This window comes from Ottowia sp. VDI28, from assembly GCF_049532675.1.
In the GTDB taxonomy this organism is placed as follows: domain Bacteria; phylum Pseudomonadota; class Gammaproteobacteria; order Burkholderiales; family Burkholderiaceae_C; genus Ottowia.
The window spans coordinates 6,540,504-6,561,440 of sequence record NZ_CP149820.1 but is presented as its reverse complement, the minus strand read 5'-3'; the positions used below and the strand labels follow the sequence as shown (position 1 = coordinate 6,561,440).

At 63.4% G+C, this 20,937-nt stretch carries 15 protein-coding genes and 2 pseudogenes; 11 read left to right on the top strand and 6 right to left on the bottom strand.

Going from position 1 to position 20,937, the window contains the following annotated elements:
* Nucleotides 1–173: 173 nt before the first annotated feature.
* Complete coding sequence (locus tag WJU18_RS31145) at nt 174–1,274, bottom strand: aminoglycoside phosphotransferase family protein (RefSeq protein ID WP_423458140.1); 1,101 nt, start codon at nt 1,272–1,274, stop codon at nt 174–176.
* A gap of 188 nt (nt 1,275–1,462) precedes the next feature.
* On the opposite strand from WJU18_RS31145, the gene WJU18_RS31140 reads away from it, so the two are divergent.
* From WJU18_RS31140 to WJU18_RS31120, 5 genes and pseudogenes are all read left to right on the top strand, one after another.
* Nucleotides 1,463–3,823 carry an LPS-assembly protein LptD gene (locus tag WJU18_RS31140; RefSeq protein ID WP_423458139.1) on the top strand — a complete coding sequence of 787 codons (2,361 nt, stop codon included), beginning with the start codon at nt 1,463–1,465 and terminating at the stop codon, nt 3,821–3,823.
* Nucleotides 3,816–5,342, top strand: a complete 1,527-nt coding sequence (locus WJU18_RS31135; protein WP_423458138.1) for a peptidylprolyl isomerase — start codon at nt 3,816–3,818, stop codon at nt 5,340–5,342. The genes WJU18_RS31140 and WJU18_RS31135 overlap by 8 nt, the downstream gene beginning before the upstream one ends.
* 135 nt (nt 5,343–5,477) lie before the next feature.
* On the top strand, nt 5,478–6,278 hold the full coding sequence (gene rsmA, locus WJU18_RS31130; protein WP_423458137.1) for a 16S rRNA (adenine(1518)-N(6)/adenine(1519)-N(6))-dimethyltransferase RsmA: 801 nt from the start codon (nt 5,478–5,480) through the stop codon (nt 6,276–6,278).
* Nucleotides 6,275–6,718 (top strand): annotated as a pseudogene (locus tag WJU18_RS31125) (glycosyltransferase family 2 protein); the annotation flags it as partial. The gene rsmA and the pseudogene WJU18_RS31125, both read left to right, overlap by 4 nt.
* A gap of 152 nt (nt 6,719–6,870) precedes the next feature.
* Nucleotides 6,871–7,350 (top strand): hypothetical protein, encoded by a 480-nt coding sequence (locus WJU18_RS31120; RefSeq protein WP_423461144.1) that lies wholly within the window; start codon nt 6,871–6,873, stop codon nt 7,348–7,350.
* 72 nt (nt 7,351–7,422) lie between these two features.
* On the opposite strand, the gene WJU18_RS31115 is transcribed toward WJU18_RS31120, so the two are convergent.
* Together WJU18_RS31115 and trxA are read right to left on the bottom strand one after the other, a co-directional pair.
* Nucleotides 7,423–8,181, bottom strand: coding sequence for a glycosyltransferase family 2 protein (locus tag WJU18_RS31115; protein ID WP_423458136.1), 759 nt, complete (start codon nt 8,179–8,181; stop codon nt 7,423–7,425).
* A 19-nt stretch (nt 8,182–8,200) separates the two neighbouring features.
* Nucleotides 8,201–9,157 (bottom strand): thioredoxin, encoded by a 957-nt coding sequence (gene trxA / locus WJU18_RS31110; RefSeq protein ID WP_423458135.1) that lies wholly within the window; start codon nt 9,155–9,157, stop codon nt 8,201–8,203.
* Nucleotides 9,158–9,233: 76 nt separating this feature from the next.
* On the opposite strand from trxA, the gene purE reads away from it, so the two are divergent.
* The 6 genes and pseudogenes from purE to WJU18_RS31080 all read left to right on the top strand — a co-directional run bounded on the left by purE (nt 9,234) and on the right by WJU18_RS31080 (nt 17,854).
* The gene (gene purE / locus WJU18_RS31105; protein WP_423458134.1) at nt 9,234–9,728 is read left to right on the top strand and encodes a 5-(carboxyamino)imidazole ribonucleotide mutase; all 495 of its coding nucleotides are present in this window, start codon (nt 9,234–9,236) and stop codon (nt 9,726–9,728) included.
* 39 nt (nt 9,729–9,767) lie between these two features.
* Entirely contained in the window at nt 9,768–10,967 is a 1,200-nt protein-coding gene (locus WJU18_RS31100; protein ID WP_423458133.1) for a 5-(carboxyamino)imidazole ribonucleotide synthase, read from the top strand.
* A 1,180-nt stretch (nt 10,968–12,147) separates the two neighbouring features.
* Nucleotides 12,148–13,139: pseudogene (locus WJU18_RS31095) on the top strand (L-threonylcarbamoyladenylate synthase).
* A gap of 84 nt (nt 13,140–13,223) precedes the next feature.
* Nucleotides 13,224–14,141, top strand: coding sequence for a GDSL family lipase (locus WJU18_RS31090; RefSeq protein ID WP_423458132.1), 918 nt, complete (start codon nt 13,224–13,226; stop codon nt 14,139–14,141).
* Between the two features lie 143 nt (nt 14,142–14,284).
* Complete coding sequence (locus tag WJU18_RS31085; protein ID WP_423458131.1) at nt 14,285–15,352, top strand: tartrate dehydrogenase; 1,068 nt, start codon at nt 14,285–14,287, stop codon at nt 15,350–15,352.
* A gap of 330 nt (nt 15,353–15,682) precedes the next feature.
* Complete coding sequence (locus WJU18_RS31080; RefSeq protein ID WP_423458130.1) at nt 15,683–17,854, top strand: hypothetical protein; 2,172 nt, start codon at nt 15,683–15,685, stop codon at nt 17,852–17,854.
* A 14-nt stretch (nt 17,855–17,868) separates the two neighbouring features.
* Here the strand turns inward: WJU18_RS31080 and WJU18_RS31075 are convergent, their stop codons facing one another.
* The 3 genes from WJU18_RS31075 to dacB all read right to left on the bottom strand — a co-directional run bounded on the left by WJU18_RS31075 (nt 17,869) and on the right by dacB (nt 20,846).
* Entirely contained in the window at nt 17,869–18,315 is a 447-nt protein-coding gene (locus WJU18_RS31075) for an IPTL-CTERM sorting domain-containing protein (protein WP_423458129.1), read from the bottom strand.
* On the bottom strand, nt 18,258–19,046 hold the full coding sequence (locus WJU18_RS31070; RefSeq protein ID WP_423458128.1) for a glycine-rich domain-containing protein: 789 nt from the start codon (nt 19,044–19,046) through the stop codon (nt 18,258–18,260). The genes WJU18_RS31075 and WJU18_RS31070 overlap by 58 nt, the downstream gene beginning before the upstream one ends.
* 264 nt (nt 19,047–19,310) lie before the next feature.
* On the bottom strand, nt 19,311–20,846 hold the full coding sequence (gene dacB / locus WJU18_RS31065) for a D-alanyl-D-alanine carboxypeptidase/D-alanyl-D-alanine endopeptidase (RefSeq protein ID WP_423458127.1): 1,536 nt from the start codon (nt 20,844–20,846) through the stop codon (nt 19,311–19,313).
* Between the last annotated feature and the right edge of the window lie 91 nt (nt 20,847–20,937).

Here is a 20,937-nt window from a genome sequence, read left to right as displayed (position 1 = left end):
TTTGGGGATTCACCAAAACTCAAAACTCCCCATACCAGCGAACGCCGGTATCCAGACGGCGTCTCCATCACCAACGCCGCTGCCTCAAGAATGACGGGTAAAAGAACTCAGCAATCACGAGGCTTTAGTCGGCAAACGTCGCTAAAGCTCCCCTAAAGCCCCCCTAAATCACCTCAAACGCGCCCAAAAGCCCATCCACTGGCCGTTGCAGTACCTTCCACTTGATCTACCAGCCGCAGCAGTGGCGCAAGCTCCCGGTACCGGCCTGCCGTGTGGCGTATGTAAGCGATGAATCGAGGGGTGTCGGCCAGATACTTGGGTTTCCCGTCTCGCAAGCTCAAGCGCGCGAAGATACCGGCCACCTTCAGATGGCGCTGCAAACCCATCCATTCCACGGCACGCCAGAAGCTGCCGAAATCACTACCCCAGTCCTCGAAACCCATCAAACCGGCCTTCTTGGCGCGCTCCCAGTAGCGGACCGTGATGTCCAGCACAAACTCCTCATCCCAGCTCAGGAAGGCATCGCGCATCAGGCTGGCGATATCGTAGGTCATCGGCCCGTATAAGGCGTCCTGAAAGTCGAGCACGCCAATGGGACCGCCATCGGTCGCGGGCATCAGGTTGCGCGGCATGAAATCCCGGTGGACATAGACAGACGGCGAGGCCAGGTTGCGCGCCACGATAAGGTCAAATACCTTGTTCAAGGCATCGCGCGCAGTGCCTTCAAGCGTCACGCCCCTGTGCTTGGCCAGGTACCAGTCAGGAAAGAGTTGCAATTCACGATGCAATACGGTTGCGTCATAAGCCGGCAAAATGCCGGGCTTTGACGACTGTTGCCAGCTGATGAGTACATCCAGTGCTTGCAGATAAAGCGGCTTCGCTTTCTCGATCCGCACGGGTTCGGCGACCTCCAGAAGAGTTTCCAATATCGTCCGGGAGCCCAGATCCGTCAGCAGCATGAAACCGCCGCGTTCGTCCCAATTCAATATCTGGGGAGCCTTCAAGCCGGCCTCATGTATCAAGGCTGCGACCTTCACGAAGGGCTCGCAGTTTTCCAGCGCGGGAGGCGCATCCATGATGATGCGGCTGCCGGCATCGCTCGTATCGATGCGCAAATAGCGCCTGAAACCGGCGTCCGCCGACGCCGGCCGCACGCTCGCCGGCACGAGCTGATAAGCCGGAGCCACCTGTGCCAGCCAGGCATTGAACGCCCGCTCGCGTTCTGGATCTACCCACTGCACCCCCTCACTCCGCGGCGGATCCGCCGGTGCCATGGGGTTTGAAACAGAAGGCTCTGGTAAAGCGGAGAATGGAGGCGTGTCGTTCATGGATAATCAATTCTACAAATCGCGCTTCGCGCGCCGGCCATGGGCCCCTGCGCCCAGTGTGCCGCTCGTCCGTTCTTAAATCTTCCGTTGTGCTGGATGCGTTCCATATTTTCCCGCCGACTGCGCAGCCGTCCATGCAACGGCCGCTGAAATCGTCCTTCGCTGCCCGCCCGCGCCAGCTGTACCTGGCGGTGCTGGCCCTGCTGGCAGGCTCTGCCTGGGCGCAGCCCGCCGAGCCGCAGCCGCCTTCTCTGGAACTGCGCAGTACGCCTGCGCTGGAAGAGAAGCTGCCTCAGACGCCGCAGGCTCCCGTCATCGTTTCCGGTGAGAAGGTCGTCGGCCGTTCCGAACTGGAAACCGAAGTCAGCGGCGACGCTGAATTGCGCCGTCCTGGCCTTACCGTGAGCGGCGATCGCATCATCTACGACCAGGCCACTGATCGCGCCACCGCGCAAGGCCAGGTGAAGGTCAACTCCGCCGGCAATCGCTATACCGGTACAGAGGGCGAGTTGCAGGTGGATGCCTTCGAAGGCTTCGTCCTGCAGCCCACCTACGAATTTCTTTCCAACGGCGCCTATGGCGAGGCCGAGCGAATCGATTTTCTCGATCCGGACCGTGCCGTCATCCGCAATGCCAGCTACACCACCTGCCGGCGCGATGGGCCTGACTGGATGCCTGCCTGGATCCTGCGCGCATCGAGCATGAGCATCGACCAGGAGGAAGACGAAGGCCAGGCCCAGGACGCCACGCTTGAGTTCAAGGGCGTGCCGGTTCCCCTGCCCTCCATGAGCTTTCCGTTGAGCGACCGCCGCAAGTCCGGCTGGCTGCCCCCTGCCGTGGGGCTGGACAGCACCTCGGGTTTGATCCTGACAGCGCCCTACTACTGGAACATCGCACCGAACCGGGACGTCACCTGGATGCCGACCATCATGGCGCGCCGCGGCGTCGATCTGGCCGGTGAATTCCGCTACATGGAGAATGATTACAACGGCCGTATCAACGCCAACTACATGGCGAACGACAAGCTGCGCGATCAATCCCGCTGGGGCTTCTTCTCGCGGCACAGCGGCACGATCAACACGGGCGTGGATGCCATTGGCGCGCTTGGTTTCGGCTTGAACGTGAACCGGGTGAGCGACGACAACTACTGGCGCGATTTCTCACGCAGCGGCCTCTCGCTCACCACGCGCTTGCTGGCGACCGATGCCGCGCTGAGCTGGGCACAGGGCGATTTCTCCGTTGTGGCGCGTGCCCTGAAGTGGCAGACGCTGCAGGACGTGACTTCGCCCATCGTGCCGCCCTATGACCGCCTGCCTCAGATCACGGGCCGTTGGGGCCGTACGAATGTGAACGGGGGCTTTGATTACTCGGTGGAGGCCGACTATTCCCGCTTCCGGGCCGACTCGAGCCTGACCAACCAGCCCAACGCCGATCGAAGCGTGGTGTCTGCCCAGTTGTCTCATCCTTGGCTGCGGCCCTGGGGCTTCTTCACGCCCAAGGTGCAAATGCATGCGACCAACTACCAGTTCGATCGGGCCCTGAGCACCGGGGAGAGCGCGGCCAGCAGGGTGCTGCCTACTTTCAGCCTGGATGGCGGCCTCGTGTTCGAGCGTGACGCCTCCTACCTGGGCCGCGGTTTCATACAGACCCTGGAGCCGCGCCTGAAGTACGTCTACACGCCGTACCGCGACCAGAGCATGCTGCCCAACTATGACTCGGGCATCTACGATTTCAACTTTGCCACGATCTGGTCTGAAAACTCGTTCGCGGGCCATGACCGGGTGGTGGACAACAACCTGGTCACCTTTGGCCTTACCAGCCGTCTGCTCGATCCGAGTACTGGTGGGGAAGTGGTCCGGCTGGGCATCGCCCAGCGTTACCGCTTCGTGCCCCAGGAAGTCACTCTGCCTGGCGGTACACCGGCAGGCAAGGGCCTCTCTGACATCATGCTGGGCGCCAGCATCAACTGGGATCCGCGCTGGAGCTTTGATTCAGTGGCGCAATACAACATCCGCGCCCACAACTCCACCCGCACCACGTTGGGCGTGCGCTACTCGCCTGGCGACTATCGCACCATCAGCATGGCTTACCGGCGCGAGCGGGATCTGGGCTCCCAGCAGGTCGACGTAGGATGGCAATGGCCGCTGAATGACCTGTGGGGCGACCGTGGCCAGGATCTGGGGCGAGGCCAAGGTCAGGGGGCCGGCCGCTGGTACACCGTGGGGCGGTTGAACTACAGTATCCCGGACCGCTCGCTGGTCGATGGCGTGCTTGGCATCGAATACGATGCTGGCTGCTGGATCGGCCGTGTCGTGGTGGAGAAGATGCAAAGTGGTCTTTCCTCTTCCACCAAACGCATCATGTTCCAGCTGGAATTCGTCGGCTTCTCGCGCGTCGGCAGCAACCCGCTGCGCACGCTGCACAACAGCATTCCGCGCTACCAATACCTGCGCGAGGAAATCACTTCACCCAGCCGGTTTACGCAATATGACTAATACCCCTTCCCGAACCTTGGCGGTGCTTGCGGCGCTTTGCGCGTTGCTGGCATCTCCGGCATACGGCCAGGCGGGAACGCCCGCGCCGGCGGCTCAACAAGCGCCAGCCAAGAAGAAGGCGCCCGCGAAGAAGAAGCAGCCTGCGAAGAAATCCTCCAAGGCGCCGGCAAAGGCCCCAGCCAAGCCCGCGGCGGCCACCTTGCCGGCGGCTGTTCCAGCCGCTGCCGCGTCCGCGCCCGCAGCGGCCCCCGCACCTGCACCAGCGCCTTCCGCAGCCGCCCGCCAGCAGGAGGCTGATTACATCGTGGCCATCGTCAATTCCGAGCCGGTCACGAACAACGAAGTGCGCGCCCGCATGGCCCGCGCCGAACGCCAGCTCGCCGAACGGCGCGCGCCCATGCCGCCGCGCGATGCGATGCGCAAGGAGATTCTCGAGCGCCTGATTTCCGAGCGTGCCCAGCTTCAATATGCCCGCGAGCTGGATTTGAAGGTGGATGACACGGCCCTTGGGCAGGCGGAGCTTTCGATCGCACGGCAAAACCAGTTGTCTTCCATCGAGGAACTGCACAAGCGCGTTCAGCAGGAAGGCATTCCGCTCAAGGACTTCCGCGACGACGTGCGCAATCAGGTCTTGCTGGCACGTCTGCGCGAGAGGGAGATCGAACCGAAGCTGAAAATCAGCGAAACCGACGTCGATACCTTCATCCGCGAGCAGACCGGTGCCAAGCAAGGCGCCATGGACATCAACATGGCGATGATCCTGGTAGCTGTGCCCGAGAACGCCGATGCCGCTGAGCAGGCACGCCTCGAGGCGCGTGCAAAGGACGCGGCTCAGCGTGCCCGAGCCGGCGAAGACTTCGCCAAGCTGGCCGAGGAGTTCTCGGATGCCAACAACCGTGGCAAGGATGGCGGCGTGCTTGGTTTGCGTCCCACCGACCGTTACCCCGAGCTGTTCGTGCAGGCCACGAACCGCGTGCGCCCGGGCGGCATCGCCGGGCCGGTGAAATCGGCTGCCGGGTGGCACATTCTCAAGGTGCTGGAACGCAAGCAAGGCGATCTGCCCGACGTCAAGATTCCGCAGACCCAGGTGCGCCACATACTGCTGCGCGTCAGCCCGTCCCAGAGCGAGAAGGTGGCCGTCGACCGTTTGGCTGATTTCAAGCGCCGTCTGCAATCCGGCCAGGCCAGCTTCGAATCCCTGGCGCGCGAGTATTCGCAGGACGCCAGCGCGCCTGAAGGTGGTGAACTGGGCTGGGCATCCCCCGGCCAGTTCGTACCGGAGTTCGAGCAGGCCATGAACAACCTTGATGCCGGACAGGTCAGCGACCCGGTCGTCTCGCGCTTTGGCGTGCATCTGATCCAGGTCGAGGGCCGCCGTGAACACGTGCTTTCTGCCGCCGAACAGCGCCAACTCGCACGCAATATGCTCCGCGAGAAAAAAGCGCAGGAAGCTTTCGAAACCTGGGCGAATGAAGTGCGTGGCCGCGCCTACGTGGAATACCGCGAGCCGCCTAGATGACCCCCCCTGAGTCGCTTACGCGCCTTCCCCCAATGGGGGACGCACCCAGCGGCCTGGCGAAGCCAGCTCCACGGGTGCCCTGGCATGGCCTGCTCCGCGGCCTTTCGGGCGGCGTGCCATGGACGCTGATTTGACATGAAGCACATCGCTCGCAAGCGATTCGGCCAGCACTTCCTGACCGATCCGGCCATCATTGATGGCATTGTGCGTGCCATCGACCCCAAGCCGGGCCAGGCCATGGTCGAGATCGGCCCCGGCCTCGCGGCGCTCACGCAGCCGCTGGTAGAGCGGCTGGGCCGGTTGACCGTGGTGGAACTCGACCGCGATCTCGCGGCACGCCTGCGCGCGCATCCGCAACTCAACGTGATCGAATCCGATGTGCTGAAGGTGGATTTCGCAAGCGTCGCCGAGAAGCTGGACGCGACCAGGATCCGGGTCACGGGCAACCTGCCCTACAACATCTCCAGTCCGATCCTGTTTCACCTGCTGCCTTTCGCGGCCTGCATCGAAGATCAGCATTTCATGCTGCAAAAGGAAGTGATCGACCGGATGGTGGCGGCGCCCGCAACGGGAGATTACGGCCGCCTGTCGGTCATGCTCCAGTGGCGCTACGCCATGGAGAACATCCTGTTCGTCCCGCCAGATGCATTTGATCCTCCCCCTCGCGTGGACAGCGCCGTGGTGCGCATGCTGCCGCGGCCCGATTTCGTGCCGTTGAACGCCGATCATCTCTCAGAGCTGGTCCAGGTGGCCTTCAGCCAGCGCCGCAAACTGCTGCGCCACACGCTCGGGCGGTGGTTGGCCGAGCGTGGCTTTGCGGGCGATTTCGATGTACAAAGACGTGCGGAAGAGGTGCCTGTGGAAGAATATGTGGCGCTGGCGCAGGCGGCGCATTCACCAGTGGATAGAGGTCCGGAAGCCCGGGGAATTCCATGAAGGACGACATCGACTGGATAAGCGACGCCATACGGACTCCGGGGCATTGGCCCAATGAAGGGGAGTTCCTGCGCCGCTGCGATGAAGTGTTTGGAGAACTGGAGTTGCGCGGCGAGTTGGTGCCGTTTCAGGCCGACGGAGTGACGCTGGTCACCGTCATGCGCAATGAAGAACGGATGGTGCCCGCATTCTTTGATCATTACCGGTCGCTGGGGGTACGGGCCTTCCATATCATCGACAACGGTTCCGTTGATCGCACGGCGGCCATGGTCAAGGCGCAGGAAAACACCACGCTCTGGTACACAGAAGCCAGCTTTCGGGCCGCCGCGTGCGGCTGCATGTGGGCGGGTGGCATCGTTCGCCGCCACGGGCTGGGAACCTGGGTGCTCCACGTGGATGCAGACGAGTTCCTGGTCTACCCGGGCATGGAACGCCACGGTATCAATGCCTTGACTGCGGCGCTGGACCGCCGAGGCCAATCGCGTTGCTCAGCGCCGATGATCGATATGTATGCCGATGACCGGCAACTGCCGGGGGAAGTATCCAGCCGGCTGACCAGGCTGGGGCTGCTGGCCTGGCACCCTGGGCCTCGGTGCAGGAACTCATTGGCCGTTATCCCTATTACGACAGCGCGGCGCGTGGCGGCTACCGTCTGGAGGATCGTGGCCATGGGGCGCTGGGGTTTCAAGGCGGCGCGCGCTTGCGCCTGCAGGCGCAAGCGGGTTGGAAGGCCGAGTGCGCTATTGGTAAAACTCCACTTGCACGTTGGAATGAGCGCACGGCATACGGCAATATCCATATGCCGTGGCCCTTCCACGAAAATCCGCGGCGCTTGCAGGCTGCTCTGCTGCATTTCAAGCTCACCGACGGGTTGCCAGCCAAGATTGCCGAGGCGCTCGCTCATCGCCAGTACGCTTTCCAGTCGGAGGAGTACCGCAAAATGGCGGAACTGATGCGTGCCAAGCGGCTTGAGCATATCTTCCATCCGCTGATATCGATTCGCTATGAATCTCCGGATACGCTGGTGGCGGATGGTCTGATTGAAGCCTTTCCTGAGTTCAGAGAGGTCTGAGAGCGTGTTTTCCCCACGTCATCCCGACCTTCGCGCCGGAATGACGAAGAAAAGCGGCTGCAGCAACGAAAATTAGTTTTTACCGACGTTCCACCGGACTCTCAGCAAGGCCCATGTTTCCTCGGGCGTCAGGCCCTTGCCCACGTTGTGCAGGAGTTTGTCGTGCAGTCCTGTTTCGGGGGGCGGTAGCCCTGCCTGAACATAGTGCTGCCTCCAGTTGGACTCGTACAGCACGGTATGTTGCTTCGTCCAGGCCACATGCAACTGATGGTGTTTCATGAGCCCGCAAATCGCACGGTCGCAAATCGGGGTCAACGACCGGGGTAGCTGGCACCAGGCGCCCCAGAGAAACCCAGCCGAGCGAGACAGGCTGATGCAGTTGGTATCCACGAAGTCGCTTCCCGGCGCCTCGTCTGCGGCGGGCACCATGCGCAGATGCTCGTGCCCCGGCAAGAACAAATAGCGCGACGAAAACACGGCGTCAAGCGGTCTGCCTGCACGGCTTGCTTCCTCATACGTTTGCACTACCGAGGCCACATGGCCGGGCACAAAGAGGTTGTCGGCATCCAGAAAGCACACCACATCCGCCTCTTCCGCCAGTGCGCATTGAGCGGCGATGCCTCGGGGCGTGCAGCCAAAATTGGCATGTGCCTGTGGCAGCACAATATGTTTCACCTGCGGGTACTCCGCGATCACTTCAGACTGAGGGTGGCCATCCGCCACCATGTAGTGCACGATGTGCGGATAGGTCTGCGCCCGCACACTGTCAAGGCAGCGGCGCAGTATGTCGGGGCACTCCTTGTAATAGGGGGTCGCTATGGCTACGCGCATGTCGCCAATGACGCGGTTGTCAGTTCAGCGCCATGCTCAGCTTGCGCCGATAACTCGACAGCAGCTCGGCCTGCGGGTCTTCCGCATTGGCGGCTTTGCCGGTGAGTTCGATGCCGCCGGCGGTCTTGCCATCGCCCTGGGCACCGGCCTTGGGCGGCGGCGGGGTCAGCAGTTCCAGAATGGCCACGTAGGTCTTGCGGGCTGCCTCTTCGTTCCACTTGCGGTCGCGCATGATGATTTCGAGCAGCTCATCCATGGCTTGCGTCCACTGGTCTTCGGCCATCAGCACCTGGGCCTTGGCGAAGCGGGTGTCGAAATCGCGTTTGTTCTGGGCGATCACTTCGTCGAACTGAGGCAGGGCCCACTCTCCGCGGGGGTCTTCCATAGTGAAGCGCAGAGCCTCTAGCCAGCGGTTGAGGGCTTCGAAGCGCAGGGGACGGGGTTCGCGCCGCAGGGGCTCTTCGAGGGTGGCGGCGGCCTCTTCCAGCGCGCCGGTGGCGAGCAGCACGCGCACATAGTCGGCGCGGGCGTCGTCGTTGCCGGGATCTGCCGCCAGCGCGGCGGACAGCTTGGCCAGGGCGGCATCGGTGTCTCCGGCTTCGAGCAGGGCTTCGGCCTCGTTCACCTCTTCCTCGGCGGCCAGGGCGCCCTCGCTGGGCACGTGCTTGTCGAGGAACTTGCGGAGCTCGCCAGGCGGCAGCGCACCGGCGAAGCCGTCCACCGGCTGGCCGTTCTTCATCAGGATGCAGGTTGGGATGCTGCGGATGCCGAAGGCGGCCGCGAGCTGCTGCTCCTGGTCGGAATCGATCTTGACCAGCTTGAAGCGGCCGGCGTATTCGGCTTCCAACTGCTCAAGAATGGGGCCCAAGGTCTTGCATGGGCCGCACCAGGGGGCCCAGAAATCGACCAGCACAGGGGTGGTCATCGAGGCGGCAATCACCTCGGCTTCGAAGTTCTGGACAGTTACATCAATCATCTGCGGATTATCGCTTCGCTTCGGGTCGTAAGAACGCGCTCTAAAATCGTATGCTTGAATTGACAAGGTCACCGCCATGACGACGCAAGCGCTTGTGGGCGTGGTGATGGGTTCCAGCAGCGACTGGGACACCATGCAGCACGCCGTGCAGATTCTCCAACAGTTCGGTATCCCGCATGAAGCGCGGGTGGTGTCGGCGCACCGTATGCCGGATGATATGTTCGCCTACGCCGAGGCCTCGCAAGCGCGGGGCTTGAAAGCCATCATCGCCGGTGCTGGCGGCGCGGCGCATCTGCCGGGGATGCTGGCCGCCAAGACCCTGGTGCCGGTGCTGGGCGTGCCGGTGGCTTCGCGCCACCTGCAAGGCGTGGATTCGCTGCATTCCATTGTCCAGATGCCCAAGGGCATTCCAGTGGCTACCTTCGCCATTGGTGCAGCAGGCGCGGCCAACGCGGCGCTCTTTGCCGTGGCCATGCTGGCGGGCGAGGATGCCGCGCTGAGAGAGCGCCTGAGCGCTTTCCGCGCCGAGCAGACCGCCATGGCCCGCGGCATGAGCTTGCCGCCAGCCTGAGAACGTCAACGCGTTCTGAAATTACTTGAGACGATTTTGATGCCCACTTCCCTTCCTCTGCTGCCCGACAGCCTCATCAACGGCCGTCCGGCCATGTTGGGCGTGTTGGGGGGCGGCCAGCTAGGCCGCATGTTCGTGCATGCCGCCCAGGCACTTGGTTACGACACCATCGTGCTCGATCCTGATCCGACCAGCCCGGCCGGGCTGGTGAGCCATCACCAGATCCAGGCGGACTACAGCGATCCAGCCGCCCTGGCCGATCTGGCTGCGCGCGCGCAGGCCATCACCACGGAATTCGAGAACGTGCCCGCCGATGCGCTGGCCGTGCTGGCGGGCCAGCGCCCGGTGGCACCCGCGGCCGAGGCCGTGGCCATTGCCCAGGACCGCGTGCGGGAGAAAGCGCATTTCGTGCGCAGCGCTCAAAGCAGTGGCGTGGCCCCGGCACCGCATGCGGTGATCGAAAGTGAAGCGGATCTGGCCCGCATCCCGGCTGATTTGCTGCCCGGTATCCTGAAAACCGCGCGCCTGGGCTACGACGGCAAGGGCCAGGCCCGTGTGGCTACCCGCGACGAACTGGCGGCCGCGTGGCGCGCTACGGGCGGTGTGTCCTGTGTGCTGGAAAAAATGCTCCCCCTGGCGCTGGAGTGCTCCGTGATCGTGGCGCGCGGGCGCGACGGCGAGTTGGCCAGCCTGCCGGTGCAGCGCAACCTGCACCGTGGCGGCATTCTGGCCGTGACCGAGGTGTATGAGGGCAATCTGCCCGAAGCCCTGATTCAGAAAGCGCTGGCAGCCACACGGCAGATCGCGAATGATCTGCAGTATGTGGGCGTGCTGTGCGTGGAATTCTTTGTGCTGGAAGACGGCACGCTGGTGGTCAATGAAATGGCCCCGCGCCCGCACAACAGTGGCCACTACACCGTGGATGCCTGTGATTGCTCGCAGTTTGACCTGCAGGTGCGCACGCTGGCCGGCTTGCCGCTGCCCGCACCCCGCCAGCACAGCGCCGCCATCATGCTCAACCTGCTCGGGGACCTCTGGTTTGATGCCGAGGGTCAGGCTCGCGCGCTGCCGTGGAGCGAGGTGCTGGCGCTGCCGGGGGCTCATCTGCATCTTTACGGCAAGGTTGAGGCGCGCAAGGGCCGCAAGATGGGCCACCTGACGATGACTGGCGCCAACACGGAAGACGTGCGTGCCAGTGCGTTGCGGGCGGCGGCGTTCTTGGGGTTAGAGGCGTTTTGATGGAAAAGGCTCGGGTCAGTGCTGCCAGACTGTGCTGCACCCGGCGGTCTTGCTCCCTCCCCCTTTGGGGGAGGGTTGGGGTGGGGGCTTTCACGGCGGTCGATCTGAATGGCCTTCTGTTAGTCATCCAAGGTCGGAGGCCGGGATTGCCCCCGGCGGTGCAGTATCTTTCTTTTGCGTCGTCAAAAGAAAGACACCAAAGAAAAGGCGACCCCACTGGACGTGTCCCTACGCTGCGCTGCGGGCAACCTGTGGTGCTCGATCGAGGGGTGGTGCTGCAGAACTCGCTGCGTTCACTTCGTTCACTACGCTCAAACAGCTGCAGCAAGTCAGAGCACGAAGCAAGGGCATCTTGCAGTGCCCTTGCCCACCCCTCGCTCTGTGCTCCTCGGCACGTCCAGAGGGGACCCGCGGTTCGGGCCATCGCTTCGCTCGGCCCGCGAATCAATAGACCTCGCACTGCTCGGTGGTCTTGCTCCCCCTCCCGCCAGCGGGAGAGGGTTGGGGGGGCCGGCCATCCGGTGAGGGGCAGCGGCGGTTGTTCATTCGCTGCCCATTCAACAAGCCCCACAGCGCTCCACGGTATTAATTCCCTCCCCCGCTGGGGGAGGGCTAGGGTGGGGGCTTTCACTGCGGTTGATCTGAATGGTCTTCTGCTGTGCAGGTGGCGCCGTGAAAGCCCCCATCCCTGCCTTCCCCCAGCGGGGGAAGGAGTAAATACAGCGAAGCCTGATCATTCGAGGGCCAAGCGAAGCAATGGCTCGAGTCGGGCTCCCCACCCCTCTGGCCGTGCTGAGGAGCGCAGAGCGAGGGGTGGGCAAGGGCACTGCAAGATGCCCTTGCTTCGTGCTCTAGCTTGCCGGCGTTGTTCGAGCGACGTGAACGAAGTGAACATAGCGAGTTCGACGGCACCACCCCTCGATCGAGCACCACAGGTTGCCCGCAGCGCAGCGAAGGGACACGGCAAGTGGGGTCGCCTTTTCTTTGGTGTCTTTCTTTTGGCGACGCAAAAGAAAGATACTGCACCGCCGGGGGCAATCCCGGCCTCCGACATCAGATCAAGCAGCAGAAGGCCGCTCAGATCAACCGGCAGTGAAAGCCCCCACCCCCACCCTCCCCCAGAAGGGGCCGGAGCAAGACCCCACGTGGACACGACCCCCCACCTCATGAAAGCCGCAAAGTGATCCTAGACGGCACCCAACCATCAGCCATCACCGCCGCCCTAGATGCCCTCGCATCCGGCGACCTGATCGGCCTCCCCACCGAAACCGTCTACGGCCTGGCAGCGGATGCCTGCAACGCCTCCGCCGTGGCCAAGATCTTCAGCACCAAGGGAAGACCTGCTGATCACCCCTTGATCGTGCACGTGCCCGACGCCCACGCGGTAGCGCGCTTCGCCTCCGAAGTACCCGCTTTCGCACAGCGCCTGATAGATGCCTTCTGGCCCGGCCCCTTGACCCTCATCCTGCCGCGCCGCGAAGGTGTGGCAGAGGCCGCCGCCGGAGGCCATCCCAGCATCGGCCTGCGCTGCCCTTCGCACCCAGTGGCGCATGAGCTGCTGCGGGCGGGGGCTGAGCGGGGCATTTTGGGGTGGCCGCACCCAGTGCCAACCGGTTTGGCCGCGTCAGCCCGACCACGGCAGCGCATGTGTCCAGCGAGTTTGGCGACGATCTTCTGGTGCTTGACGGCGGCCCCTGCACGATCGGCATCGAATCGGCCATCATCGATTGCACACGCGGCGCGCCCGTGGTGCTGCGTCCCGGCCAGTTGGCGCGCATGGATATCGAGCGCGCGGCGGGCACCAAGGTGGTGACCAAGGAAGAGCTGGCGGCACCTGACCCCCAGGCACCCGGCACCCTGCTGGCTCACTATGCGCCTGCTGCCCGCGTACGTATGATGGAGGCGACGGAGCTGCGCGCCGCGCTGGACCTGCTGGGCGCCGACGCGGCGGGTATCGCCATCTGGTCGCGCACGGAACTCCGCAGCGCATCGTCCCGGGTGATCCTGCGCCGCATGCCCCGGGACGCCGCCGCCGTGGCGCAGCAATTGTTTGCAGTGCTGCGCGGCTTCGATGATGAGGGTGTAAAACTGATCTGGATCGAAACGCCGCCCGATACGCCTGAGTGGGACGGCGTGCGCGACCGCCTCACGCGTGCAGCTGCCTCTGCATGAGGGCGGCTACTTCCCTTTACGAGGGCTTGACCGGGAACCCGGCCCGGCATCGTTAAACTATCGCATACTTTTGGAGAGCATCACATGACTTCCCTCTGGTCACGCCGCGCCGTTCTGACGGCGGCCTGTGCCGGCATCGCTGGAGCCGCGCTGAGCGCCTGCGGTTCGAGCTCCGTTGCTTCCGCTATTACCCCGACGCGTTTTGTGTCCGTGGGCGATGGTTTTTCCGATATCGGCCAAGACGGCCACGTGTTCTCCGTCAATGACGGCACGCTCCTTTGGACGCAGCAATTGGCGTCCTACTACGGCCTGACGCTGTCCGCCGCTTCTGCAGGCGGTTTCAGCTACGCTCAGGGCCATGCCATGATCAAGAGTGCCGACACCACCAGCGGTACCAATGCGCCCAGCGTGGCGGATCAAATCACTTCCGTGCTGGCTCGTACCGCCCTGGTGGCCGATGACCTGGTCTTCGTCACCGGCGGCATTGCCGATATCGTGAGCGCCGTGACGGCCACCGGCATTTCCTCTGCCACCACGGACACCGTGAAGGCCGCCGGCAAGGCGCAGGCCGACCAGGTGCGGCGGTTGGTGGACGCCGGCGCCACGCACGTGGTGGTCGCGGGGGTTTACAACCTGGGCATATCGCCCTGGGGAATCCAGCAGAACATCACCCAGGGCCTTGAAGACCTGAGCGTGGCCTTCAACGACCAACTGCTCATCGGCATCAACGATCTGGGCGCCACGGTGCTCTATCTGGATCCGGCGCTGTTCTTCAACCTGATCGCCAACAAGCCCTCGAACTATCCGTTCGATGTGGTCGACTCACCTGCCTGCACCACGGCAGACTCCTCCACTTGCACGAGCAGCACTATCGTCAGCGGGGCGGACTACACGCGCTACCTGTTTGCCGACAACCTGTACTTCACGCCGGCGGCTCAGCGTCTGTTCGTCAACGAGAGCTACCTGGAAAACGCCTACACGCGCCTCAAGCAGCGCTGGTGACATAACCCCCCGATATATAGGCTCCCCCTGAGGCGCTGGCGCGCCTTCCCCCCAGGGGGACGCAGCCAGCGGCCTGGCAAAGCCAGCTCCGCGGCTGCCTACGTATGGCCTGCTCCGCGGCCTTCTGTTTTGGATAAACGGAGATGACTATGCAGACGTATCGTGTGGCGGTTATTGCGGGTGATGGCATCGGCAAGGAAGTGATGCCTGAGGGCCTGAGGGCCCTCGAAGCGGCTTCGAAGAAATTCGGCTTCAAGCTGGAGCTCACGTCCATCGACTGGGCCAGTTGCGATTACTACGCCAAGACCGGCCAGATGATGCCGGACGACTGGAAGGCGCAGCTGCAGGGCATGGATGCCTTGTATTTCGGGGCCGTAGGCTGGCCTGACACCGTGCCCGACCATGTCTCTTTGTGGGGCAGCCTGCTGAAGTTCCGGCGCGAGTTCGATCAATACATCAACCTGCGCCCGGTGCGCCTGTTCGAGGGCGTGCCATGTCCCCTGGCGGGCCGTCGTCCGGGCGAGATTGATTTTCTGGTGGTGCGCGAGAACACTGAGGGGGAGTACACCAACCTGGGTGGCGTGATGTACCCCGGCACGGATCGTGAGATCGTCGTGCAGGAAACCGTCATGAGCCGCCATGGCACCGACCGCGTCCTGAAGTTCGCCTTCGAGCATGCCGCTGCCCGGCCCCGCAAGCAGCTGGCGGTGGCCACCAAGAGCAATGGCATTGCCATCAGCATGCCCTGGTGGGACGGCCGCGCGGACGCCATGCACGCGAACTATCCCCAGGTGGCGGTTGAAAAGCACCACATCGACATCCTATGCGCGCGTTTCGTGCTGCAGCCGCAGCGCTTCGATGTGGTGGTGGCGAGCAACCTGTTCGGCGACATCCTGAGCGATCTGGGGCCGGCGTGCACCGGCACCATTGGTCTCGCGCCTTCAGGTAACCTCAACCCCGAGCGCACGTTCCCTTCGTTGTTCGAACCGGTGCACGGCTCGGCACCCGATATCTACGGAAAAAACATCGCCAACCCGATCGCCATGATCTGGTCGGGCGCGATGATGCTGGATTTCCTGGGCGAGCGCGCGGCGCACGATGCCATCCTGAAGGCCATCGAACAAGTGCTGGCTCACGGGCCGCGCACCCCTGATCTTGGCGGCAAGGCCTCGACGACGGAAATCGGCGAGGCAGTGGCTACGTTGATTTAACCGTCTGCTGTAACGGTATCTCCCGATTTGTAGGGCCGGCTTCAGAGGGTTTCGCAAAGGCCTTGAACATAACTCTCGTCATTCCCGCGCAGGCGGGAATCCAGGCGGCGGCGAAGAGGTGACACTGGATTCCCGCCTGCGCGGGAATGACGGAGGGAGCTCTTGCAAGCTCCTCTGAAGCTGTCCCTACAGGGGCTGGCCTCTACCGCCGTCCTACCTACGAAAGCCGGAGTCCATCTATAGCGACCCATCGGGCAACTCTTGCCGGTGGCTTTCAACGCCGTGCATCCTGTGCATTAACTAGTATCCACGGGGCAGGGAGACACGCAGATGCAGGTACCAGGTAAGCTCGATTCAGCCAGGTTCGTCTTGATCTCCGCCATGTTGGCAAGCTTGGTGGCTTGTGGCGGCGGCGGGGATGATTCAACGCCTGCGCCCGCACCGGCTCCTACACCTGCTCCTGCACCCACCCCGGCGCCTGCTCCCGCCCCAACGCCAGCGCCCACGAAGGGGCTGCCTTTCGCAAGCAACGGCTACGTAACCTTGCTGGCCGGGACCCTTTCCACGGATCCGGCAGTGGCCTGCGGGCGGGTCGATGCCTCCCAGGGCGACCAAGGCCGCTTCGGCTACCGCACCAACGCCATGGTCACGGGGCCCGACGGGTCCATTTACCTGACCGACGAGCCATGCGATCTTTCCACGGGCGCATATGCCGTCAGAAAGATCGAGCCGTCAGGGCGCGTGAGCACGGTGGCCTCGGGGATGGCGCCCATTCAACAGAACTATGCGGCGCCGCTGACTAGCTTTGTGGTCGCCAACGGTCTTGCGGTTGATCAGAACCACAATGTGTTCGTGAGCGACGCTCGGGGCGTGCACAATTCCCTGCAAGACCGAACCATCTGCCATGCCTCGGGGATGGGACTGGTGCCGCTCACCTTCCAGAGCGGCCAAGGGCCAGGTATCTGGAAAATCTCGCCCGACGGCACGCGCTCGGTTTTCGCGGGCGTGGCCCTCGGCACGCCCGGCCCCGCCGATGGTCAAGGCCAGGGCGCCGCGTTCACATGGCCCGGTTCGCTGGCCTTCTCAGCGGATGGGACGCTTTTTGCCCTGGATGACGGAAGCGTTCAGCGCTTGAGAAAAATCACGCCAGACGGCGCGGTGACTTCGGTAACTGACTATGGCTATTACCCCACGCTGACCTCTGCGCCGAATGGCTCGGTGTATGCCGTTGGCGACTGCTTTCCTACCGGCAACAGCAGGCCGTTCCCTCTGGTCAATCTCACAACGGGCGAGAAAGCGAACAGTGCCTTGGCCGCGTCGGCCTTGTTGGCCGTTGATCATCTCGGCAACGCCTATTCGGCCACGAGGACTCAGGGTGAAGCCGTCACCACCATTGTTCGCAAGAGAAAGAACAGCGACCAGTATGAGTCCGCTGTTTATGGAGTGCGCGATCTTCGGGCGATGACTGTGGGTGCGAATGGCGATCTGTACGTCAAATCAGGCTACGCCATTCTCAAGATATCCTTTGAGCCCGATCCCGAGGGCACCGCGCCTGTGGTGCGCAGCGGTCTTCTGACCCACTATGCCGGCTCAACCGATCGCGATGCCGCCGTGGCATGCGGCAGAGTGGATTCTTCCCAGCGGCTGCAAAGCAAGTTTGGGTTGATGACCAACTCCATGGTAGCGGGGGCCGATGGCGCTTTGTATCTGACGGATGCGCCGTGTGGCGCAAGCGATGCAACCTATGCCATCAGAAAAATAGAGGCGGCGGGCGCGGTGACCACCGTCGCCAAAAGCAATCCGCGAGGCTCCATACTGCCCGGGAATTTCTCGTTCCCCAGCAGTATCGCTGTGGATGGCCAGAACAATATCTACGTCTCGGATTATCTGGAGAACTATGGCACCACGCTCACGGATCGAATTTGCTCAAATGGTGAATGGGGTGTCGGCCTGCCTGTGTTCGATTCCAATGTGTGGAAGGTATCGCCGGAAGGCCAGCTTTCAGCATTCGTAACGGGCCTGCGCAACCCCGGGCCATTGGGGTTTGCGGGCGATGGCTTGCTCTACGTGAGCTACGGTTTGGGCCAATCACTCAGCGTATTCAATGCGCAAGGAGAAGCTCAAACGCCACCGGAGGTTAGTGCTTCGTTCTACCTCAATCTGGTGTCCAGTTTTTCGGGTGAAATCTATGCCACCGGGGCATGTACCAGACTGGATGCAAGCACCACACTGGTCGATGTGCGCTCGCAGCAAGTGGTGGCCAATGACGTTCCCAATGCACGCCTGGTGGCGGTGGATTCGAACGGAAACATCTATTCCGCCTCGCCCGAGCCCATCGATATGAAATCGTCATGGTCCACGGTCTATCGGCGGGCCGCGAACTCGCAGGCATTCGAGACGGTGGCCACCCACGTGCAGAATTTGCAAGCCATGGCCATCGGCCCTGCCAATGAGCTGTATCTGAAATCAGGCTACGCGATCTACAGAGTCGATTTCAACTGATCTTCATTCCAGCGTCATTTCAAACCCGCACGGCGCAGACGCAGTCCAGCCAATCCTGCCAGCGCAGCCGACATCAGCAGAAGGGCCCATTCCGCCAGCGTGGGCACAGGGGTGGGTTGCCTGGGCGTGGGGGGCGCTATGGTGAAGCTGATGCGCACCATGCCGGCCTGGCCTGGTTCACCTCCGATGCCGCCGCTGCCCGCCCCCACCGCTGGACCGCCCGCGCTACCGCCACTGCTGCCGGCGCCGTCCGCCCCGGCAATAGCCTCGCCCGAGCAAGCCGCGACGGCGAGAGGGCCGGCCAGCGTCTGGCCATTGGCCCCTGGGTTTCCAGGGGTGCCGTCAACGCCGTTGTTGCCAGACGGACCGTCGTGATATTCAGGCTGAGGCCCTCCTCCGCCTCCTACTCCTCCGTGGCCGCCGAAACCTGCAGCCCCTCCGCCACCGCCCACACCTGCCACGGTGCCGTCGCCCCCTGGGCCGCCATTGCCTCCGTTGCCGCCATTGCCGCCGTCCCCGCCGGCGACACCGTCTCCAATCGTCTCGCCGTCCCAAGGGTCTCCACTCGCACCATTGCCTCCATCGCCCCCTTTGCCTCCGGCACCGCCATGACCGCCGACAGCGCCTGCCCCGCCGCCTCCGCCATTCGCGCCTGACGTCTCGCCGCCACCGTCGCCGCCTTTGCCGCCTGCCCCCCGGTGCTGGCCGTCCCCCCGCCGCCCGGAGTTCCCTTGGCGGCATCGAGATAGTTCAACCAGACCGTGCTGCTGCCGCCACCGCCGCCGCCGTTGGCTGTGACTCCAGCGACACCGGAACCCGTGACCGCTGACAAGCCGCCACCCATGCCGGAGGTGCCGGAACGAGTCCAATCCACTGTATTGGCCGCACCCGCGGTGCCGCCTGCGCCGACCTGAACGGACAACACGTTGCCGGCAACGACGGACACGGTAGCCTTGCAATAGGAACCGCCGCCTCCGCCACTGCCGCCGCCAGGAACGCCGTCCCAGCCCTTGTCATTTGAGCCGCCGCCGCCGCCAGCGCCCCAGGCCTCGATCGTCATGCTGGTCACGCCCGCGGGCACGGTACAGCTGCCCGCGGCATTGATGCCGTTCACGCAATCGGCGGCCATGGCATGACCTGCTGACCCCAGAAGAAATAGGGCGGCCGCTTGCGCGCATCGATGCAATTTCATGCTCTGCTCCTGGAAGATGAGCCTGCCGGTTCGGCTTTAAAGTGTTACCAAGAGTTATTCAAGCACGAGAAATTAACTAACTTCTCTCCAATTTTGGGGAGTCGTGGGAAATGTCACGGAAGGATTCCAAATGTGCCGCAGGTGATTTTTGATTTTGTGTAAATGATTTTGATAAGTTATTCGACTGGCCCAATCGAAGAAGGAAGAGAGGTCTCTGGCCTCCGCATGTGTGGCGGGCGCCGGAGGGGACTTAATCCCACAAGTTCAGTTTCCCGTATCCCGCACCGCCCACTCCACCAATTGATCCAGCGCTGGCCGCGCCGCGGCGGCGTTGGGATGGTTGATCATGCCGACCACGCTGTAGCGCTGGCCGGACCGGCCTGTGGCATAGCCGGCCACGGCGGCAACATCACGCAAGGTCCCGGTTTTCAGACGGGCATTGCCGATGGCTTCGGAAGCGGGGTTGCGGCTGGCCATGGCGCGGGTGGTGCCGTCTACCCCGGCGATGCTGAGCGATTGCTCAAACGCGGCGCCTTCAGGGCCGCCCGCGGCGCGCTGCAGCATGGCGGTGAGAGAAGCTGCCGTGATGCGCTCCGTGCGGGAGAGGCCGGAGCCATTTTCAATCACGGGCGTGGCGCGGATGCCGAAGCGCTCGCGCCACCAGCGCTTGAGAACGTTGCGCGATTCGGCGAAGCTGCCGCGCCCATCGCCGCTGGCCGACAACGTGAGGAACAATTGCTGGGCCATTACGTTGTTGGAGAACTTGTTGATGTCGGCAATGATGTCGACCAGAGGCAACGACAAGCCGGTGACCAGCGGTTGCCCGGTGGCAGGGCGCCCGAGCATCTTCACCTGGCCGGTCAGTTTGCCGCCCGAGGCCCGCCACATGGCATCGATCACTCTGGGCGCATAGCTGGACGGGTCTACGTAGGCGATCGACCAGCTTTGCTCACCGCAGTTGCGGGGGTAACGGCCGTCAAAGCTGATGTGGTTCGGGTCCTCGAAATGGGCGTCCAGAGTAGTGCGCCAATCGCCGCAGCGGCCGGGGGCTGCGGGCACCGTGGCAGGGATCTTGACGCCGGCGATCGGCGGTTCGCTCTCCACACGCACCTGGCGTTTGCCCGGCTCCGGAATGAACTTGAAGATCAGCGCCTTGAAGTTCACCAGCAGGCCGTCCGGCCCCGCGTTATAGGGTCGCAGCGGGTCATCGTCGAACGCGGCGGCATCGTGCGGGGGCAGATGGAACACGCTGTTGTCCAGCAGGATGTCGCCATTGACCGTGCGCACACCCTTGTCCTGGATGGCACGCATCAGGTCCTGCAGGCGTTCCAGCACCAGCTTGGGGTCGCCGCTGCCCTTGATCAGGAGATCGCCATTCAGCACGCCGTTCTTGATGTAGCCCTGGGTGAAGACGCGCGTTTTCCAGAAATGGCTGGGTCCGAGCAGATCGAGGCCGGCGTACGTGGTAACCAGCTTCATCACCGAGGCCGGGCTCATGGGCATGTCGGCCTGCCAGTTCAGGCGAGGCGGCGGCAATGTCGAGGGCGCAGGCACCGGGTTGCCTTCGCCGCTGGCGGCGGCCGGCGCGGGCTGGCGGCTGACAGAGCCGGGCGGTGGCGGCAGGGGGGCTACCACCATGGAGACCGCACTGGCCGGAACCTCGGCTTGCGCCAGCGCCTGGCTGATTTCCGGCGGAAGGGAGGGCAGGGTGTCTTGTGCAAGAGCCTGAAAAGGCAGCAGGAAAGACCAGATGAGCAGGCTGACAGCTGGCCGAATAGAAAGGGCAATTCTGAGTTCCACGACCAAAAGTCTAACGGCGTTATATCCTGGGAGCGGCAGTCGATCGCTTGAGATCTTCATAACGACCTCGTGAATGCTGAATATGGCCGCT

Bases quoted from the DNA above. Each gene is read 5' to 3' on its own strand.
- WJU18_RS31145 (WP_423458140.1), bottom strand. From the start codon at position 1,274: ATGGCACCGGCGGATCCGCCGCGGAGTGAGGGGGTGCAGTGGGTAGAT.
- WJU18_RS31140 (WP_423458139.1), top strand. From the start codon at position 1,463: ATGCAACGGCCGCTGAAATCGTCCTTCGCTGCCCGCCCGCGCCAGCTG.
- WJU18_RS31135 (WP_423458138.1), top strand. From the start codon at position 3,816: ATGACTAATACCCCTTCCCGAACCTTGGCGGTGCTTGCGGCGCTTTGC.
- rsmA (WP_423458137.1), top strand. From the start codon at position 5,478: ATGAAGCACATCGCTCGCAAGCGATTCGGCCAGCACTTCCTGACCGAT.
- WJU18_RS31115 (WP_423458136.1), bottom strand. From the start codon at position 8,181: ATGCGCGTAGCCATAGCGACCCCCTATTACAAGGAGTGCCCCGACATA.
- trxA (WP_423458135.1), bottom strand. From the start codon at position 9,157: ATGATTGATGTAACTGTCCAGAACTTCGAAGCCGAGGTGATTGCCGCC.
- purE (WP_423458134.1), top strand. From the start codon at position 9,234: ATGACGACGCAAGCGCTTGTGGGCGTGGTGATGGGTTCCAGCAGCGAC.
- WJU18_RS31100 (WP_423458133.1), top strand. From the start codon at position 9,768: ATGCCCACTTCCCTTCCTCTGCTGCCCGACAGCCTCATCAACGGCCGT.
- WJU18_RS31090 (WP_423458132.1), top strand. From the start codon at position 13,224: ATGACTTCCCTCTGGTCACGCCGCGCCGTTCTGACGGCGGCCTGTGCC.
- WJU18_RS31085 (WP_423458131.1), top strand. From the start codon at position 14,285: ATGACTATGCAGACGTATCGTGTGGCGGTTATTGCGGGTGATGGCATC.
- WJU18_RS31080 (WP_423458130.1), top strand. From the start codon at position 15,683: ATGCAGGTACCAGGTAAGCTCGATTCAGCCAGGTTCGTCTTGATCTCC.
- WJU18_RS31070 (WP_423458128.1), bottom strand. From the start codon at position 19,046: ATGAAATTGCATCGATGCGCGCAAGCGGCCGCCCTATTTCTTCTGGGG.